Here is an 18,657-nt window from a genome sequence, read left to right as displayed (position 1 = left end):
GAAAATTGACAAAATATAGTTGTTTAGGTATATGATGTATTGTTTTTGCAATTTTTATAAATGGAGATAAAAAATGAAATTTGTATCTTTTGTTGAATGGAATAATACTGAGTCGGTTGGCATATTGAGTAAAGACGGAAGCAAGGTAATTGCTATAAATGAAATAATAACAGATTTCAAACCTAGCGAAAATCCTATGATTCAATTAATAAAAATAATTGATGATAAAATACTAGAGAAATTAAGATATGCAGAAGAAAATTTTACCCATGCTTACTCTATAGATAATGTTCAAATACTTTCGCCTATAAGAAAACCAATTCATGATATTATATGCGTAGGAGTTAATTACAGCGATCATCTTACAGAAATAAAAAAAGACATGAAAGATTTTAAAGAAGTAAAAGCACCAGTATATTTTTCAAAAAGAGCAATAGAAATTATAGGACTTGGAGATAAAATAAAAGCAAGATTCGATTTGGATAAATGCTTGGATTATGAGGTTGAGCTTGCAATAATTATAGGAAAGAGCGGAAAAGATATAGAGCCTGATGAAGTTCAAGATTATATATTCGGATATAGTATTTTTAATGATATATCTTCAAGGGATATACAAAAACGCCATTCTCAATGGTATAAAGGAAAAAGTTTAGATTCATACAGTGCTATGGGACCTTGTATAGTATATAAAGATGATTTAAAATTTCCATTGAATGTAAAAAGCATTTTGAATGATGAAGAAAGACAATCATCAAATACAAAATATATGATACATAATATAAATTATTTGGTGTCAGATATTTCTAAAGGCATGACATTAGAAGCAGGCGATATTATTGCAACAGGCACACCTGGAGGAGTAGGCATGTCATTTAATCCGCCTAAATACATGAAAAGCGGTGATAAAATAACATGCTGTATTGATGAAATAGGGGAGCTTATAAATTTCGTAGAATAATATTTTTTATATAATTATGTATTTTTAGGGATTACATACTTTGCAGGCAGAATATCCCATTGACTGAGCTTTACTTAATGAAATGGCAGTAGTATTTGAATTTTTTGTTGTTCTGCAATATTCTCTATGATATTTCTTGCCTTTCTCTGTGATATAAACTGTTTGATTCTGAGCGTATGATAAAGATGTAATTAATAATAGTAAAAATAAAAGTTTAAAAATCTTCATAACTATTTATCCTGTAATTTTTAATATTACAGGATAATATATGAATAGAGATTTTTATAAACCTTATATAAGATGTTTTTATATAAAAAAATAAATTCTTAGGAACTTTTTATATATTTATTCGTCTAATAGAACAAATACAACATGTAATTTTAAGGGGTTATATTATGAGACACTTTATTAGTATTATTTTATTTACAGTTATATTATCAGTATCTGTATATGCTAAAGAGAAAAAATATGACTGGAAAGATTATGATGGAAGCTGTAATTATGAATATTTTATTTATAATGAAGCAGGATTGACAGAGGCTCAATTAGCAGAAGTTATAAAATTAAAAGAAGAATATCAGCCAAGATTCCATAGTTTAAAACAGAAAATCTATTTAGAAAAAACTAAAATGAATTTGGAAATGTCTAAAAAGAATTCTGATCCTAATGTTATAAGCAATTCTATGAATTTAAATGTTCAGTATTCAAAAGAACTTCAGGATTTAGCAGATGAATTTTTATTAAAATATAACAATATAAAAAACAATAAATAATTATTATAATTGTGTGAAATAGAGATATAATTAATTTTATATCTCTATTTTTTATTTAAATAATTTCAATTAAAATTTGTATTATTATATTTAAGTATATTTAAATTCCTTTTATATCTATTATTGTCATAAAAATAAAAACCGCATAATCCTAAATGTATAGCATTGAAATATGTATTAGAATAAAAAGTTTTTCTGTATATATCTCCTCCTAATGTGCTTATATATCCTTTACCTTTTAAAAATAGTTCTCTTCTGTTTTTCTTTTTCTCTCTTAGTTTTATTAAAGATTCACTATGACTTCTAAATGCTCCGGCTGTTGCTTTGTGAAATGCTGAATTAAAAGAAAAATCATTAAAAGCAAGAACTTCAATAGATATTATAAAAAATATATTGATGACAATAAATAAAAAAATAATTTTTTTCAATATTTCACCTCCAAATATATTTAATATATACTGTAGTAAATATTTCCATTTTTGTTTTTTATTTTCTCTAATATAAAACTTGTTTTGTTATGCATTCTCACACAATCAAATATTACAGTATTTCCTTTATGATCAATAATATCTTCTTCTTTACATTTACTGCAGCCTACAGACATACTTTTCGGACAAAAAGCAAAGTTCATAGCAGGAATAAAACCTTCTTTTATAGATAAAGTATGTTTTAAATTTTTACCTGCTTCTATAGCCGATATAACAGTGTCAATTCCTAATTTATATAAAAGATTCACACTGTAATTATTAATTGCATTAAGTCCAATGCCTGCCCATAATATAGCTTTACTTTTTAATGCTTCAATATGTCCTAAGTTATTGCATATTACTATCATGTTATTTGTTTTTTCTACTATGCTTTTTATAACTTCAATATCTTTATCGAATGTTACATGAGGCAGAAGTATACCGTCTATTTTTTTAGACTCAAAAAGTGTAATTATATTTTCATCATAAACATTTGGAAATAATATTTTTTTATCATAATGAATATCAGAATATAAATTAATTTTTTCTTCGCTGTTTGCAATTAAAACTTTTATATCAGTATTAGGATAATTAATATTTGTTTCAAAGTTTTTATTGTAATTAATTTTTTTAGACTGCATTAAAATATTTTCAAGTTTTTCAATTAGGCATCTTCTAGCTTCATTTACAATTTTTACTGGTATAAAAGGATTTTTGAATTTTTCTTCTATATTAATATTTTCAAATTCAAATACGGTTCCTCCAGTTTTTGAAAGAGAATTAAAAATATCTTCTTTAGTTGTTGCTTTAGTTTTAGCTTCTTGAATTATATAATCGCTTATATATTCTATGTTGTTTAATCTATCATCGTATTTGCTATGTACTTCCAATTTTATTTTTTTATTGTTATCAACATCATCAAATCCAATTATACAATTCAAATTAAGCAAATGTTTAAAATTATCGCTTTCAATTATTTTATCTGCTTCGTCCATTTGTAATTTATCAGTAGTTCTATAAACTTCATCGCCTACATTCACATTTTTTAAAACAGCTGAAAAACTTAAATTTCCTTTTGCTCTTTTTACTCTAATATTATCTTTATATAAATCAGAAATCTGCATTCCAACTTTTCCGCTTTCTCCAAATGATAACCCGTCATAAACATTCAATTCTTTTTCTGCTTTTATATATATTTTGTTTTTCTTGTATGCAGTAACTTCTCCTATATATTCACCATCATGGCTAGGCTTATAATTTTCAAATATATCTTTTGAATTATAATAATATCCTTGAGAAAATCCGCCTCTGTTAAAAATTTTCATTAAATCTTCTTTGTATTTTTGTGTAGGTATATCTTTATTTTCCAAAGCCAAATCAATAGCATGTCTATATATCGAAGTAGTAACTGCAACGTATTCGCTTCTTTTAGCACGTCCTTCAATTTTAAATGAAGTTATTCCGCTTTCAAGCAAATTTGGAATTATATCGATAGTCATTAAATCTTTTGTACTTAAAGGATAATCAGTTTTTCCTCCAGTGTATTCCATTCTGCAAGGCTGAGCACAGGCTCCACGGTTTGCACTTCTTCCTCCATGCAAATAAGAATAAGCACATTGACCTGAAAAACTTACGCATAAAGCACCATGAACAAAAGTTTCAAGTTCTATATCTATATTATCTCTGATATATTTTATATTTTCTAAACTCATCTCACGAGCTAGAACCACTCTGTCAATTCCTATACTTTTAAGAAGTTTAACACTGTCTAAATTATTACAAGACATCTGTGTGCTTGCATGCATTGGAATAGTTAAATTATTTCTAACAATATCAATGATTCCCAAGTCCTGAACTATAATAGCATCAGCCCCTAAATCAGAAACAGTTTTTATTAATGGAAGTACTTTATCAATTTCATCATTATAAACCAAAGTATTAACTGTAATATAAACATTAACATTTCTTAATTTAGCAAACTTTATATTTTCTTCAAGCACCTTTTCATCGAAGTTTTGAGCAGCACCTACTCTTGCATTAAAACTTTTAGTACCGAAATACACAGCATCAGCCCCAGCATTAACAGCGGCTTTTAAACCTCTTTCATCTCCGACAGGTGCGAGCAGTTCTATTTTTTTGTTTTGTGTTTTTATATTCAATTTGTTTTCCATTTATTTTAATTAATATTTAAACTATAGCATATAAGAAAATGAATTCAAGCAATAAAAATTATATTTTTTTTATAAAATATGTTATTATATATACCAATTATAAAATAAGGTTTATTAATGGATAACAACATACTTTTTTTGGGAGATAATATTGATGTTTTAAATAGTCTAAAAACATCATATAATCTATCAAATAAAATAGATTTAATTTATATAGATCCTCCTTTTGCTACAGGAAATGACTTTTTATGGTCTGATGACAGGGTAAGAACAATAAGTTCTAGTGCAAAGAAATCTAAAGTAGCATATTCTGATAAATTTACATTAGAAGAATATATACTATATATGGAAATAAGAATAAAAATTATGCATGAGTTATTATCTGATAGCGGATCTTTTTATTATCATATAGATGACAGCAAAGTTCACTATGTTAAAATAATGCTGGACAAAATATTTGGTATTAATAATTTTAAATCAGATATCATAAGAATAAAATGCAACCCTAAAAACTTTAAAAGAAATAATTACGGCAATATAAAAGATCATATACTTTTCTTTACCAAAACTAATAATTATATATGGAACAATATAGAAGAAGAAGTATCAGATGAAGAATTAAATAATAGATTTACTAAAATAGATTCAGATGGAAGAAATTATACAACTGTTCCAATACATGCTCCCGGCGAAACTAAAAATGGAGAAACTAATGGTTATTTTATGGGACAATTACCTCCTATAGGAAGACATTGGAGATATTCGCCTAAAAAACTCGAAGAATTATATAATCAGGGGTTAATAGAAGTTTCTAAAAATGGAAATATGAGATTAAAAGTTTATAAAGAAGATAAAAATTATAAAAAAATACAAGATATTTGGACATTTAAAGACCCGCAAAATCCAAGCTATCCAACTCAAAAAAATAATAAACTTTTAGAATTAATAATTAAAAATTCATCGAAGGAAAATTCTATAGTATTAGATGCATTTGCTGGTTCAGGAGTAACATTATTTGAGGCAGAAAAATTAAATAGAAAATGGATAGGAATAGATAAATCAGAAATATCTATAAATAATATTAAAAAAAAGTTAGATATAGATTTATTTAAATCATATAAATTTATTTCTTTTAAGGAGTATTCTAATGTTTGAATTTTTAAAGAAGAGTATAGATTTAGCTAATAATTATGACTATTTAGATAGACTTTTTAGTGTATATCCTGTATTTTCTAATATTAGAAGAAATATTAATAATAATACTATAGATAAATTAAAAAAGTATTATAATAATCAAGATAATTATAATTTGATAAAAGAAGCATTAAAATTAGAATTATTCCCAATAAAAGATTCATATACAGCATATTTAAAAAAATTTCCTGAATCAATTGATAAAAATCCTCAAACCATAAATCGTATATCTGGTACATTATATGAAATGGGTTGGGATAAATTTATGGAAAAAATAACTGAACCAAAAGAATCAAATAGACAAATGGGAAATATGTTCCAAAATTGGATCGATAAAAAAGTTCTTGGAATATTACCAGTAGATATTAATAATTTTATGAGAGATAATAAAAATGCAATATTAAAGTGTAGTGAAAGTGATACAATCCAATTTGCTGAAGAAATGTTTGGGTATAAAAGAAATAAAGGATTAGATTTTATAGCTAGATTTAATGGTAAATATATTATAGGTGAAGCAAAATTTTTAACAGATTTTGGAGGTCATCAAAATGCTCAATTTGAAGATGCTATGCTTACCTTAAATTCAGAAGTAAAAAATGCTATAACAATAGCTATATTAGATGGAGTATTATATGGTAAAAGTAATAATAAAATACATAAATATATAACTGAAACCTACAAAAATAAAAATATATTATCGGCATTACTTTTAAAAGATTTTCTATATCAAATTTAGTATCTAATCAAATATTAATTAGAAACTCTTTTAAATCATTCAAATAAATATTATCAAAATCAACATAAGGTGTTAAATCAAAATCTTCAGCTTTAATATTGTTCTTAAAACCAAATCCGCTCATATAGGCAAATACTTTTGATTTTTTAGCCTGATGTTTTAAATCTGGTATTTTATTAATTAAAGAATCTATACAGCTTTCATAATTATCATAGCATTGAAGCACTTCTTTATAAATTGCTATTTTCTCAATTAATGTTTCTAAATTTCCAGTGTCTTTATTGTTTGGAAATAAGAATATTTTATCAAAAAAACTTTCATCAACTTCAAGTTGATTTATTATATTATTTTTAGATTTATCTAAATTATTATCAGCATCAAATATAATAAAATAATTATCATTTGATCTTTGTATTTCAATCTTGTATTTAAATAAATTGTCTTTTCCTTCAACTTGTTCAACTTTACATTTACTAATATTAAGATATTTTAAATATAATTCTATAAAGTATTTATCAGTATATCCTTCAACTAAAATTTTAACCATAATTATTAATACCTAATTTCATTTTCATTTTTCATAAAATGAGAAAAACTTTCCTGATTATAATTTGCAACACTAATATTATTTTCTCTGCTATAGTATACATTATAAACTGAAAGCATATCTTCATAACCTTTTTCTATTAAACAGTCATTTAAAATTTCAAGAAGTTCTTTATTATGAGTAGTTATAAAAAACTGAAGTCCGTATTCCTTAGATAAAGATAAAATATTTTCAAGCAGTATTTTTATACTTTCAAAATGCATTCCGTTTTCTATTTCATCAATTATAATGTATTTTCTTTCATATATCATAGAAGCTACTATAGTTAAATATTTCTGAAAACCCTGTCCCATATTTTTTATATTAATAGTATGCTTTAAATCCTTTATTTCAATCATTAATTGATCATCAACAAATATAATATCATTAATTTTAGAATCAAATTGACGGCATATATTTTTAAAAATATTTCTTTTTTCATTATCAGAAAAAATTGCTTTGAAAATAAATGGAATACTATTGGTATAATGAAATACAGAAATAAATCCTACATCATGTTTTTTTACTTGTATATTTTCTTCTTTATTTAAAATTTTAAATTCAAATTTATAATCATTTTTTTCTTCAATTTTATTTATACTTGTATCATATCCCTTTTTATTTTTTATTTTATAAACAAGGTAATTGAGTTTATTTACAGATTCTATATTATCAATTGATACTGTAAGTTTATCATAATCTTTATAATTTGAACTTATTTCAAGCTCAAAAAGTTCATTATCTATTAAAGAATTAATTTTTATAATATTATTTGCATTATGATCGTAAAATAATGATTCAAAAGCATCATCATTTTCTGATGTAGATCTTGCATCTAATAAATTTAAAACTAATAAAGCATCTCTTGAAAATCCTGTGTATATAGCCTCAAGTATAGAAGTTTTTGAAGTGTTAGCCTTGCCTATGAAAAAATTAATATTTTTGAAATTATCTATTTTTAATTTCTTTATTCCTCTAAAATTTTCTATCTCTAAACTTTCTAACATTTTACTTCTCTTGATTTTGTATTTTTATAAATTATATATTTTTTCTGATTATATACAAGTAATCAAATATTTTATACTATATATATGTATATTGACTTTTTTAATTTAATGGTTTATATTTTAATTGAGGTTTTTGATTTTTTATGAAAAGTTGTATTATGTCATTAATTCCTAAACAACATCATAAATAATATTTAAAATAATAATAAATATAGCTTAATTAATAAGAGTAATTTTTATTATTATAAAAAATGAAACTAACTAATAAATTTATTATACTCAATTATATGTGAAGTATATAATATGAGATTATTAAGAAATTAGCATATTAATTATTGAGGAGTAGTTTTTGTGTTAGAAACTTTTGATGTTATGTCTAAAGATGAAAACAATTTTTTGAATGCCTGCCTTTATGGTCAAATTTGTATAATAAAAAAATTAATTGATAAAGTTAATATAAATGTTCAAGATAAAGAAGAAGGCTATACTCCTTTAATGAATGCTATAATAGCAAGATCAATAGAGGCGGTTAAGATTTTATTAGAACATAAAGCCGATGTTACTGAAATAAAAGATAAACGCGGAAGAAATGCATTTTTCTTGGCAGCTTCTTTAAATGAACTTGAAATATTAAAACTATTTGAAAAATATAATCCTGATTTTAATACTGTAGATAATGATGGTTCTACTATTTTATTTTATACTAGAAAAAAGGAAACTATTGATTATTTACTAAAAAATGGCACAGACATCAATAAAAAAAATAAATATGGAATGACTATTTTAATAGAAAATTCATTATATTATGAAAATCAAAATTTTATAAAATTTTTAGTTGTAAAAGGTGCTGATATTAATGCTCAAAATAATGAAGGTTTAACAACATTAATGTTAGCTGTTAAAAATGATAGAACTGAAATAATAGATTTATGTTTATCAGCCAAAGCAGATCCTAATATAAAAGATAATGAAGGGAAAACAGCTTTATTTTATACGATATCATCTATTAGTAATTTAGAAAATGTTAAGTTAATGACAGAAAATATTCCCATATATCGTATTGATCAGAAAAAAATAAAAGCTACAAATGCTGCTGATAGACTTATAAAGTTATTGGTATATAATGGAGCAGATATTAATGCACAGGATAATAGAGGAAACACTTTATTAGTGTATGCTATGATACTTTGCAATGAGCCTATTATAGATAGGATATTAAAATTAAATCCTAATTTGAATATAAAAAATAAAGAAGGAAAAACTGCTAAGGATATGGCAAAGAATTATATTTATAAATTTAGGAGATTTATGTATTAACTAAATAAAACCAAGTATGCACCATTATAGGTGACATAACAACAAAATAAAAAATTACAAGCTTTTGAAAACTATATAATAAAAAAGTGAGCTGAGCACAGGCGTGCTTATTCACTATTTTAAGGCGACCAACACTCTGCGTGCCGTAGGCAAGGTACCTTTGGTAAGCCAGCTAGTGAGTAAACTCACTAACTTATTTAAGGCGGCTGCACCTTGCTTCGCAATGTGGACTTCGTCGCGAGCATAACAACAGAATAAAAAATTACGAGCTTTTGAAAACTATATATAACAAAAAAGTGAGCCGTAGCAGCCAGTAACTTTAGTTGCTGGCTTATATTAGCGTAGGCGAACATAACAATAATAGGAGTTATTACAATGAAAAAAATTATTTTATTTCTTTTAAGCATTAATTTTTTATGGGCATTTCCGCCTAGTGAAGCGTATTTTTCTGAACTTTTAAGTGATAATGGTAAAGTGACAAAAAATACACTTAAAGCCTATAATGTAGAAAGTTATGGTATAGTTTATTTTGATGGAGAGATTACATTAACAGGAGTTCTTGAAAGATCTGATAATTATGATATGGGAAATAATTATACTGCTTTAAGATTTTATCCTGATAATAATGTAGATCTTCCTTTTTTATATGATTCATCTGAAATGAATTTGAAAAATCAAGGTGCTTCTAAATATGGTGATTCTTGGGATTTTAGCGGCGTTGAATTTGACAGATTGGAATTCGGTGTTTTATTAAAAAATATTGAAGTAAAATTACCAGAACCTTTGAATAAAAGATTTTTAGGTGTTGCTGCTGTAAGAGCTGAAGTTACAATTAGAAATTATCGTTTTTATGGAGAAGGTGATGCAGGAAGAGAGGCTTACGGTGATATTGTAGGTTTTAAGGCTTTAGGTGATGTAGAAACAAAGTATTTTAGTAAAAATAATTATAATTCAGGAAATGTTTCTTACAACGAACTTCAATATAATTCTAAAGATGATTATGTGAATATAAGAGATAAAGCAAATGGAAAAATAATAGGAAAGATTTTGAAAAGAGATATGATTTATAATGGGGGAGTTTTATTATCTATCAATGGAGCAGGTATTGATTATGAGAATTATCAAGATATCGAAACAAAGTGGCTTGAAGTATTTTATCTTCCTCCAGAGGCTGGAAACGGAAAAGATGCAATTCATGGCTTTGTGCATGGTTCACAGATAAAACTTGAAAACGGAGGCTATTAAAGAGCATAGCAATAATAAAAAAGTTAGCCTACCTGCCAAAGTCCACCTATGGTATTGGCAATGCGACATAACAACAAAATAAAAAATTACGAGCTTTTGAAAACTATATATAAAAAAGCTAGCCGACCGAGTAGGTACCTTTGGTAAGCAGCCAGTAACTTTAGTTGCTGGCTTATATTAGCGTAGGCGAACCTGATAATAGGAAACAATATGAATATAGGTGCTGTAAGATCAATTCCTACAATGTTTATTCTAAACTTCTTTACTTTAGGAATATACCATTTCTATTGGATTTATTATATCAGTTTAGAAGTGAAAAAATTTACTAAGCGAAAAGATATATCTCCTGAATTAGAACTTTTACTTAGTATTATAACATGCAATCTTTACAGCATATATTGGTATAATAAATATGGGAATATTATTCATAAAGAAATAGCTTTAAAAATTGATGAAAATGACAGAAATGATGTTACTCAAATAATTATGGTTTCATTTATTATTGTATTATTTGTAGGGATTCCTATTATAGGCGGATTAATATTTGCTTTTTTTATGGGAGCATTAGTAAGCGGTATGGCTGTAGTTTATGGAAAAGCCTATAATATTTTTAGTTTAGATCCTGAAGTATTATTAGTATTTACTGGTACTATATTAGCAGTTATTGTTATTATTCTAGTAATTACTGCTATGTTACTCATTCCTGATATTATTATGCAAAAGAAATTAAACTCTATATGGAGAAAAGTAAAAGAGCCTCATAATGATAAAAACTAATTTATATTTATTATACTTGTGATGTGATAGCTATAATCAGCAAATAAAATAAATTAATTGTTCATTTCATCTCACTGCTATATTTACTGAATAAATAAAAAAATTAAAAACTTCAATTAGGATTATTAAATCTTATATTATTGTTATGTTCGCCTCAACTATAATCAGCAAATAAATAAATTTATTTGCTGGTTTCGGCTCACTATTATATTTACTGAATATGAAAAATTATAAATTAAAAACTTTAATTAGGTTTATTAAATCTTATATTATTGTTATGTTCGCCTCAACTATAATCAGCAAATAAATAAATTTATTTGCTGTTTTCGGCTCACTATTATATTTACTGAATATGAAAAATTATAAATTAAAAACTTTAATTAGGTTTATTAAATCTTCCGCTATTTATTAAACTTGATATTATATGATTTTTTGATTTATCTTTAGCTTCTAATATTTCATTGACATCATTAATAAAATCTTGAAACTGCCTATTATAGCAAAGCTTATGCATAGTATCTATATCTAAATAATTTCTTTTTTTAGCTGAAAATAGTATTTCTGAATCTTCAGGATTATCATAATCTAATTTTATCACTCCAACTCCGAAAGATTGATTTAATCTTTTTATTTCTTCCATTAATTCATCGTAATTATTTTCATCTATTTCCATAGCAACAAGCCAAGCTTCATTAGCCCAGCCAGAATTTGATAATGCCTGAAAATAATACTCAGTTAAAGTTCCAAGTGTAAGTTTTAATTTTAATTCATAGGCATAAAGTTCTGTAGTTGGTAAATTAATATGATTAAATAATTCTAAAACTGATTTATTAATATAATCTTTGAATGTAACGGCTACTATATCTGGAGTACCCCATTTCATTTTGCCTTTTAAATTAATATCTGTGGCATTGGCATTTATAGTTTTTGAATATATTTTCATTGAATATAAATATTTTGTAAGAGGTATATGCAAATCTTCCTCTAATATTTTTTTATTTGTAATTGTATTTTCAATAATATCCTCTGTTTCTTCTTCTGAATTATCAATTTCATTTATTATATTTTGATTGGAATTATTTATTTTACTTTTTAAGAAAAATTTGCCCTTACCAACTTTAATAAATATTGTAGTATCTGGATTAAATTTTATATCTGAATATATTTTTGATGCTAAACTACTCCAAGGAGTTAATCTATTAAAATTACTTAATTGCTCAATTTCTTTATCATATCCTAATTCAATTACTTTGTTCCATATATCTTTATAGTGCATAGGTACATCGCTTTGCTCCAAAACTTTTTTAGCTGCATCATAATATGTCATAATTAACTCCTAAACTTCATATATACATTATACTACATTTAAAATAAAATTAAACTTATTATAATATACTTTTTTACAGCATTCAAATTTGATATATACACAATTAAATGATATAATAATTAAATCATCTTGAAGAAAAAAGTTTGGAATTAATATGAATCACTTAATCACAGGCCCAATGTTTGCCGGTAAATCAAAATATCTTATCAAAACTTTGGACTATCTTTTACTTGAAAATAAAAACATAAAAATATTATTTATATATCCTAAAATATCTTTCAGAGGGTATTTCTGTAGGGATAAAGATGTTTATTTAGATAAAAGAATAGATATAATAACTGAAGAAGAAATTGAGAATAATCTTGGAAAGGATATAGAAAATATTTATAATTACATTGCTAGATATGATATTATTGGAATAGATGAATTTTGTTTTTTAAATGATACTTCTATTTTTATACAGCTTATAAAGACATGCACACAAAGAAACTGCAGAACAAATTTTTATATAGCTTCACTCGACATGGATTACAAAAGGAATTATTGGGAAAGCGTATCTGCATTAATAGAAGAAGATTTGATTGATATACATACAAAAGTTTTCGGCAAATGCGACTGCGGGAGAAAAGGAATATATTCAAAGAGAATAGTTAAAGATGTTGATAGAGTTGTAATTGGAGATGATATATATAAATGCGTGTGCCGATATTGTTATGAAGGTGAAGACGAAGTAAAATTTGATTTATAAAATTATTTAAGGAGTTTATAAGTATGAGAAAAACTTTATTTATATTATTCTTTGCTTTTATAATATTATCATGCAGAAGTGAATATGATCCTGTAGCTGATGAAGATAATGTACAATATACAGGACATGAACAAGAGATACAGGAAGTATTTAAATTAGTAAATGAAACAAGAGCAAAGGCTGGTAAATCATCTTTAAAATTAGATGAAAAATTAAATATGGCAACGGCTATACGTGCCAAAGAAATATCAACTTATTTTAGCCATACTAGACCAGATGGAACTCCTTGGTATACAGTGGCAAAAGATGTACCAGATTGTCCAAGTCCTTCAGCTGAGAATATAGCTGCGTATTATCAAACACCTCAAGCTGTGATGAACGGTTGGATAACTTCTTCAGGGCACTACGCAAATATTATTGGCGGTTATAGTTACATAGGTATAGGTGTTTATAAAGACAGCAATGGAAAATTATATTGGGTACAGCTTTTTAGATAAATTTTAATTACATATGCCCGCCCTATTTCTTTATTGTAGAATTTGAAATTTTGATTTAATTATTTTTTAAGACTTGGTTAGAAATTAAAGCACCCGCCCAAATGTTATTTAAATTTAGAATTTCTTTAACGCACGGTAAATGCATTTTTATATATAGTTCCAATTACAATTTATAAACAACTTATATTTATAATTTTATTCTGCGTGCGGTATATTGGCATTGAATTTAAAAAAATTTTGGGTGGGCAGCTATAATTTCTGATTGAGATATTAAATATAAATAGTATTATAAATGCATATTAAAGCAATAAAACTAAAGGGTGGGTTTAAAAAATTTTTGTTTTAAAGAATTAATTACATACCCCGCCCTTTTTCCTTTTTAAATTAATAAGTAATAAAAATACAAAATTTCTTTTTTATCGAATTAGAAATGTTAACACCCGCCCAAGCGGATATTAAATTTATAGAATTTATATAAAATGAAAAAATAAAAAATCCTTTAATATTAAATGATAATATTAAAGGATTATTTTTTATATTTTATTATTTAATTAGCTTTTCTTAAAACTTTAAATTTTATCATAAAACTTAGGAGCAAGTAAAGCAAGTCCGCACATTACTATGAATCCTGTTAATAATGCAGCTATAGGATTTAAAGTTATTCCTCCAATTACTACACCAATGAAAGCAGATATAGCAACTAAACCAGCATAAGGAATTTGTGTTGCAACATGTTCAAGTAAAGGACAGTTACTTCCAGTAGATGAAAGTATTGTAGTATCAGATATAGGAGAACAATGGTCGCCGAATACGGCACCTGAAACAACAGAACCAACATTTATAAGAAGAACATTAAGAAGGTCATTATCAGTATAACCATTAGCAGCAGCAAGACCATTGGCAATAGGTATAACTATAGGAATAAGTATAGCAAAAGTACCCCAGCTTGTACCAGTAGAGAAAGATATAACACAGCCAAGTAAATAACCTATAGCAGGAAGTATCCAAAGAGGGAAACCGCCGCCTTTTACAGCTTCAGATAAGAAAGCAGCAAGTCCAAGACCGCCGTCTGCAGGAGATGATTTAATAACGCTTCCTATAGACCAAGCTAATGCGAGAACTACTAATGCAGGAACCATAGATTTAACACCTTCCATAATAGAGTTTCCAGCAGAACGTACACTTAATAATCTTCTAGCTACATAATAGATGTACATTATCATAAGCGAAATAACAGCACCATAGAATAAAGCTTTAGAAGCATCAGTATCCAAGAATGCCTGATTCAAAGATATGCTTGACATAGCTTGAGAGAAAGTTGTTATTCCATCGCTTCCTACTAAACCCATATATGTAGTAACAGGGAACATCACTATACAAACTATTATAAGTACAAGTATAGCTATAACCATATCATACCATTTAGCCTGATTATTTGAAGAAGTTTCCATATTACCAGGACAAGCTCCGTATAATTCTTCATCAAAAAGTTTTCCATTCTGAGCATTATCTTCACTTCTTTTCATAGGGCCGAAATCTTTAAATACTAAAGAAATAAGAACTACAAAAGCCAAAGTAAGAAGCGGATAAACAGAATAAGGTATCATTTTTATAAAGAATATAAATTCGCTTATATTCAAAGATTCAAAACCTTCAGAATCTCTTATATAACTCATAACAGTTACAACCCAAGTTGATATAGGAGCAAGTATACATACAGGAGCTGCAGTAGAATCCAATATATAAGCAAGTTTAGCTCTTGAAATTTTATTCTGGTCTGAAACAGGACGCATAACAGTACCAACTGATAAACTGTTAAAATAGTCATCTATAAATATAATAAGTCCGAAAAACCAAGTGAATATAAGTATACTTTTTTTAGTTTTCAAATATTTACTAGCCCATAATCCAAAAGCTTTAGTAGCACCAGTTTTTGAAAGCATACTAACAAAAGCACCAAGCAAAGCACAAAATAGAAGTATGCGTATATTCCAAGCATCGCTGCTCATTTCTGCTACTTTATCTGTGAATATTGTGATAGCTGTAAATACATTACCATGTGCTATTATTAATGTGCCTGATAATATACCAAGAGTAAGAGAAATAATTACTTCTTTGGTAACTAGGGCAAGTATAATGGCTAAAAGCGGGGGTATGATACCCAATAAACCATAATGTTCCATAAGATTTACTCCTAATTAATATATACAATTCATAATTTTGTAGTATTTAATGAATAATAACTTTGATAAAAGTATAAAAAAAGCCCCCTGCTTTAGGGAGCCTAAATATTCAAAAATTATAATTTACAAATTATAAGTAAATATATAATTTAACACTCCCAAAGAAAGAAGCTTTGTTTCAACTTTTTATACAAAAATAAATTATTCATTAAAATAATATCCAAAATTATTCTTACTTTTAATAGTAAATCAATTTTATATTAAAAATAATACTTTGTCAATACGTAAATTAATTAAACTCATAATATAATGTGTATCTATCTGTGATTGCTTTTTCTCCATAATACACTAATGCTATATAATATTTTGTATGGGCATTGAAATGAGTATTTAATTGATTTTGTCCGTTTTTTACAAGATTTAATTGTTCATCAAATAACATTATAGTAACATCTTTTGCATATTCTAATTTTATATTGATTGAACTATTTATGTCTGTAGTATTTTCTAGCTTGTATAAATCTATATCTATTAAATGAGAATTTCTTATATATGGTTTTATAAACTCATCTATACCATCAAGATCATTTTTGAAAAAATATCCATAAATTAATTCGTTTGGATAATTAATAGTATCAGCATCATTGATGGTATTATTGGGTTCTATTTCATTTGAAGGAAAGTAATCATCTTTAAATAAAAATTTTAAACTATATTTGCATTCTTTATCAGAATTCAATTTTACAAAATATGAATCATCATAAAGAAGTATATCTGTAAGTTCAATAAATCCATTATAATTTAAAATATCTTTTGTATTAATAGAAAAGATCCTATTATTAGTAGAAAATACTTCTATATCAACATTAGCTTTATTGTCATATACAGAAATATAAAAATCCATAGCAGTTGCATTTGTTGGCTTTATTTGATAATAGTCAATATCTTCTAAGCTATCAAAACTAGCATTAATAGAAACATTATAATCTACAAATTGAGAATATTCCAAACTATCATTTGGTTCTATTTCATCTTTTTTTGATGCACTTATATTTTGCTTGTTAGTGCAAGATAATATAATAAATATTAAGATTAATAATAAATTATGTTTCATGATTAAAATATACATTTATTTAGAAAAGAATGCAAATTAAAAAATATTAGGTATTTATATTGGATTTATAATTCTTTTAACCGCACGGTGGATAAAATTAAAAATATTAATTGATTAATAATATCATTTAAATGAATTATATAATTTTATAAAACGTGCGTAGATTAGATAAAAAATTTAATTTAAACTTGGGTGGGGCATGCTTTTTATATTTAGGTAATAAAGATATATAAAACAAAATTTAAAATAAAATAAAAAAGATATAGGGTGGGGTGTGTAAATAAAGTTTTAAAACTTAATTACATTTGCCCGCCCTCTATCTTTATAACTTTAATTTGTAATTTTATTTTTATTTCTTTATTGCTTAATTAGAAATTACAGCACCCACCCAAGTGTTTTTTAAATTTAGAGTGAATATAACGCACGGTGGATAAAATTAAAAGTATGAATTGATTAATAATACAATTTAAATTAAGTATATAGTTCCATTAAACGTGCGTTAAATAAAATTTTAAATCTATTACTCAAGATTTTTTCTTTTTTGTTCTTTTAGATAATTCTTTTTAGCCTCTTCAATGTTCATGAATGATTCCATTGTACTGTTTAGATTAGCTTTTAATTTCTGCCTTTCTTCTAGTGCTTGTTTTCTATTTTGCTTGAATGTTTTTTCATGACTTTTCATTATGTATAAATCTCTAACTATACCAGCTTGAGCCTTAGCTATTTCAACAGCAGCCTCTAAAACTTCCTTAGCATCATTATAGCCTTGTTCAATTCTTCTGTATGCACCTTCCGGAGAAAAATCTAAAGTACCGTTTATGAGATTGCCTAAATCTTCCTGAGGACATATCTCGTATATAGTAGCCGATGAATCTCTTCTGTCTTTTATAATCTCATCAGCTTTCAAATGTATAACCATTATATCTGTACAGCCTTCATCATAAAGAGGAGTAAGAGGAGAATTGTCTTTAATGCCTCCGTCCAAATATATCTCTCCGTCAACTTTCTCTACTGGAAATAAAATAGGTATGGCAGAAGATGCAAGAAGTATATCAATCATATCCTTTTCACTTCTTCCATTTAATTTGAAATAGCGGGCATTGAATGACGGTATATGAGTGCAGGCACAGTAAATAGGAAAATCCATATTTGAAATGCAGTTTAAATCAATATGCTTGTTTATAATGCTCACAAGTCCGTCCCTAGATAGAACACCAGTAGAAGCAAGAACGCCCACAAAAGCAGCAACGGCAGGATTGGTCATAAGCATAGCACCATATTTGCCGAAACCTTTAATAGTGCTTTCTATGTCAATGCTTAATATTTTGTTTTTTATTTCTCTAGTCCAAATTTTTTCAGCTAATTTGTAATCGTCCAAAGCGAAAAGACATGCATTCAAAGCCCCAACAGAAGCCCCAGAAACAGCCTTTATATTTCTGTCAAGCCCAACCTCTTTTAAATACTTCCAAACGCCGATTTGATAAGCACCCTTACCGCCTCCGCCGTCCAAAACAAGCCCCAATTTATCCATAATAAATTTATCCTTTAATTATATAA

Annotated in this window: 18 protein-coding genes; 9 read left to right on the top strand and 9 right to left on the bottom strand. The window is 26.1% G+C overall.

The window, feature by feature from the left end; all coding sequences use genetic code 11:
* Positions 1–73 precede the first annotated feature (73 nt).
* Complete coding sequence (locus tag R4K56_RS02215; protein WP_335771632.1) at positions 74–958, top strand: fumarylacetoacetate hydrolase family protein; 885 nt, start codon at positions 74–76, stop codon at positions 956–958.
* Between the two features lie 24 nt (positions 959–982).
* Here the strand turns inward: R4K56_RS02215 and R4K56_RS02210 are convergent, their stop codons facing one another.
* Positions 983–1,186, bottom strand: coding sequence for a hypothetical protein (locus R4K56_RS02210; RefSeq protein ID WP_335758367.1), 204 nt, complete (start codon positions 1,184–1,186; stop codon positions 983–985).
* A 167-nt stretch (positions 1,187–1,353) separates the two neighbouring features.
* Between R4K56_RS02210 and R4K56_RS02205 the strand changes: the two genes are divergently transcribed.
* Complete coding sequence (locus R4K56_RS02205) at positions 1,354–1,731, top strand: hypothetical protein (RefSeq protein WP_335771631.1); 378 nt, start codon at positions 1,354–1,356, stop codon at positions 1,729–1,731.
* A gap of 65 nt (positions 1,732–1,796) precedes the next feature.
* Here R4K56_RS02205 and R4K56_RS02200 read toward each other — a convergent pair whose 3' ends face one another.
* Positions 1,797–2,159 carry a hypothetical protein gene (locus tag R4K56_RS02200; RefSeq protein WP_335758369.1) on the bottom strand — a complete coding sequence of 121 codons (363 nt, stop codon included), beginning with the start codon at positions 2,157–2,159 and terminating at the stop codon, positions 1,797–1,799.
* A 20-nt stretch (positions 2,160–2,179) separates the two neighbouring features.
* Positions 2,180–4,369 carry a peptidase U32 family protein gene (locus tag R4K56_RS02195; RefSeq protein ID WP_335771630.1) on the bottom strand — a complete coding sequence of 730 codons (2,190 nt, stop codon included), beginning with the start codon at positions 4,367–4,369 and terminating at the stop codon, positions 2,180–2,182.
* Positions 4,370–4,486: 117 nt separating this feature from the next.
* Between R4K56_RS02195 and R4K56_RS02190 the strand changes: the two genes are divergently transcribed.
* Positions 4,487–5,524: a site-specific DNA-methyltransferase gene (locus tag R4K56_RS02190; RefSeq protein WP_335760192.1), complete on the top strand. Its 1,038-nt coding sequence runs from the start codon at positions 4,487–4,489 to the stop codon at positions 5,522–5,524.
* Entirely contained in the window at positions 5,517–6,299 is a 783-nt protein-coding gene (locus R4K56_RS02185; protein WP_335760191.1) for a hypothetical protein, read from the top strand. The genes R4K56_RS02190 and R4K56_RS02185 overlap by 8 nt, the downstream gene beginning before the upstream one ends.
* A gap of 7 nt (positions 6,300–6,306) precedes the next feature.
* Here the strand turns inward: R4K56_RS02185 and R4K56_RS02180 are convergent, their stop codons facing one another.
* Together R4K56_RS02180 and R4K56_RS02175 are read right to left on the bottom strand one after the other, a co-directional pair.
* Positions 6,307–6,846, bottom strand: coding sequence for a DUF3226 domain-containing protein (locus R4K56_RS02180; protein ID WP_335760190.1), 540 nt, complete (start codon positions 6,844–6,846; stop codon positions 6,307–6,309).
* 5 nt (positions 6,847–6,851) lie between these two features.
* Positions 6,852–7,892 (bottom strand): AAA family ATPase, encoded by a 1,041-nt coding sequence (locus R4K56_RS02175; protein ID WP_335769523.1) that lies wholly within the window; start codon positions 7,890–7,892, stop codon positions 6,852–6,854.
* A gap of 351 nt (positions 7,893–8,243) precedes the next feature.
* Between R4K56_RS02175 and R4K56_RS02170 the strand changes: the two genes are divergently transcribed.
* The 3 genes from R4K56_RS02170 to R4K56_RS02160 all read left to right on the top strand — a co-directional run bounded on the left by R4K56_RS02170 (position 8,244) and on the right by R4K56_RS02160 (position 11,231).
* A complete protein-coding gene (locus R4K56_RS02170; protein WP_418233748.1) occupies positions 8,244–9,209 on the top strand; it encodes an ankyrin repeat domain-containing protein in 966 nt (321 codons plus the stop codon).
* Between the two features lie 375 nt (positions 9,210–9,584).
* Positions 9,585–10,454 carry a hypothetical protein gene (locus R4K56_RS02165; protein ID WP_335771629.1) on the top strand — a complete coding sequence of 290 codons (870 nt, stop codon included), beginning with the start codon at positions 9,585–9,587 and terminating at the stop codon, positions 10,452–10,454.
* Between the two features lie 210 nt (positions 10,455–10,664).
* A complete protein-coding gene (locus tag R4K56_RS02160; RefSeq protein WP_335771628.1) occupies positions 10,665–11,231 on the top strand; it encodes a DUF4234 domain-containing protein in 567 nt (188 codons plus the stop codon).
* A 376-nt stretch (positions 11,232–11,607) separates the two neighbouring features.
* Here R4K56_RS02160 and R4K56_RS02155 read toward each other — a convergent pair whose 3' ends face one another.
* A complete protein-coding gene (locus R4K56_RS02155) occupies positions 11,608–12,558 on the bottom strand; it encodes an HTH domain-containing protein (protein ID WP_335771627.1) in 951 nt (316 codons plus the stop codon).
* Between the two features lie 154 nt (positions 12,559–12,712).
* Here R4K56_RS02155 and R4K56_RS02150 point away from each other — a divergent pair, with 154 nt between their 5' ends.
* A complete protein-coding gene (locus R4K56_RS02150; protein ID WP_297299296.1) occupies positions 12,713–13,306 on the top strand; it encodes a thymidine kinase in 594 nt (197 codons plus the stop codon).
* A gap of 23 nt (positions 13,307–13,329) precedes the next feature.
* Positions 13,330–13,803 carry a CAP domain-containing protein gene (locus R4K56_RS02145; RefSeq protein WP_335771626.1) on the top strand — a complete coding sequence of 158 codons (474 nt, stop codon included), beginning with the start codon at positions 13,330–13,332 and terminating at the stop codon, positions 13,801–13,803.
* A 569-nt stretch (positions 13,804–14,372) separates the two neighbouring features.
* Here the strand turns inward: R4K56_RS02145 and R4K56_RS02140 are convergent.
* The 3 genes from R4K56_RS02140 to R4K56_RS02130 all read right to left on the bottom strand — a co-directional run bounded on the left by R4K56_RS02140 (position 14,373) and on the right by R4K56_RS02130 (position 18,631).
* Positions 14,373–15,986: a Na+/H+ antiporter NhaC family protein gene (locus R4K56_RS02140; RefSeq protein WP_335771625.1), complete on the bottom strand. Its 1,614-nt coding sequence runs from the start codon at positions 15,984–15,986 to the stop codon at positions 14,373–14,375.
* Between the two features lie 289 nt (positions 15,987–16,275).
* Positions 16,276–17,100 (bottom strand): hypothetical protein, encoded by an 825-nt coding sequence (locus R4K56_RS02135; protein ID WP_335771624.1) that lies wholly within the window; start codon positions 17,098–17,100, stop codon positions 16,276–16,278.
* Between the two features lie 520 nt (positions 17,101–17,620).
* Positions 17,621–18,631 (bottom strand): patatin-like phospholipase family protein, encoded by a 1,011-nt coding sequence (locus R4K56_RS02130; protein WP_335771623.1) that lies wholly within the window; start codon positions 18,629–18,631, stop codon positions 17,621–17,623.
* Positions 18,632–18,657 lie beyond the last annotated feature (26 nt).

This window comes from Brachyspira pulli (assembly GCF_036997785.1).
Classification (GTDB): Bacteria; Spirochaetota; Brachyspiria; order Brachyspirales; family Brachyspiraceae; genus Brachyspira; species Brachyspira pulli.
Note: the sequence above shows the minus strand (reverse complement) of the source record. Positions and strands in the feature narration are given on the sequence as shown.

What these genes read in the sequence shown, in the direction of transcription:
- R4K56_RS02215 (WP_335771632.1), top strand. Translation starts at nt 74, where the DNA reads ATGAAATTTGTATCTTTTGTTGAATGGAATAATACTGAGTCGGTTGGC.
- R4K56_RS02210 (WP_335758367.1), bottom strand. Translation starts at nt 1,186, where the DNA reads ATGAAGATTTTTAAACTTTTATTTTTACTATTATTAATTACATCTTTA.
- R4K56_RS02205 (WP_335771631.1), top strand. Translation starts at nt 1,354, where the DNA reads ATGAGACACTTTATTAGTATTATTTTATTTACAGTTATATTATCAGTA.
- R4K56_RS02195 (WP_335771630.1), bottom strand. Translation starts at nt 4,369, where the DNA reads ATGGAAAACAAATTGAATATAAAAACACAAAACAAAAAAATAGAACTG.
- R4K56_RS02190 (WP_335760192.1), top strand. Translation starts at nt 4,487, where the DNA reads ATGGATAACAACATACTTTTTTTGGGAGATAATATTGATGTTTTAAAT.
- R4K56_RS02185 (WP_335760191.1), top strand. Translation starts at nt 5,517, where the DNA reads ATGTTTGAATTTTTAAAGAAGAGTATAGATTTAGCTAATAATTATGAC.
- R4K56_RS02180 (WP_335760190.1), bottom strand. Translation starts at nt 6,846, where the DNA reads ATGGTTAAAATTTTAGTTGAAGGATATACTGATAAATACTTTATAGAA.
- R4K56_RS02175 (WP_335769523.1), bottom strand. Translation starts at nt 7,892, where the DNA reads ATGTTAGAAAGTTTAGAGATAGAAAATTTTAGAGGAATAAAGAAATTA.
- R4K56_RS02165 (WP_335771629.1), top strand. Translation starts at nt 9,585, where the DNA reads ATGAAAAAAATTATTTTATTTCTTTTAAGCATTAATTTTTTATGGGCA.
- R4K56_RS02160 (WP_335771628.1), top strand. Translation starts at nt 10,665, where the DNA reads ATGAATATAGGTGCTGTAAGATCAATTCCTACAATGTTTATTCTAAAC.
- R4K56_RS02155 (WP_335771627.1), bottom strand. Translation starts at nt 12,558, where the DNA reads ATGACATATTATGATGCAGCTAAAAAAGTTTTGGAGCAAAGCGATGTA.
- R4K56_RS02150 (WP_297299296.1), top strand. Translation starts at nt 12,713, where the DNA reads ATGAATCACTTAATCACAGGCCCAATGTTTGCCGGTAAATCAAAATAT.
- R4K56_RS02145 (WP_335771626.1), top strand. Translation starts at nt 13,330, where the DNA reads ATGAGAAAAACTTTATTTATATTATTCTTTGCTTTTATAATATTATCA.
- R4K56_RS02140 (WP_335771625.1), bottom strand. Translation starts at nt 15,986, where the DNA reads ATGGAACATTATGGTTTATTGGGTATCATACCCCCGCTTTTAGCCATT.
- R4K56_RS02135 (WP_335771624.1), bottom strand. Translation starts at nt 17,100, where the DNA reads ATGAAACATAATTTATTATTAATCTTAATATTTATTATATTATCTTGC.
- R4K56_RS02130 (WP_335771623.1), bottom strand. Translation starts at nt 18,631, where the DNA reads ATGGATAAATTGGGGCTTGTTTTGGACGGCGGAGGCGGTAAGGGTGCT.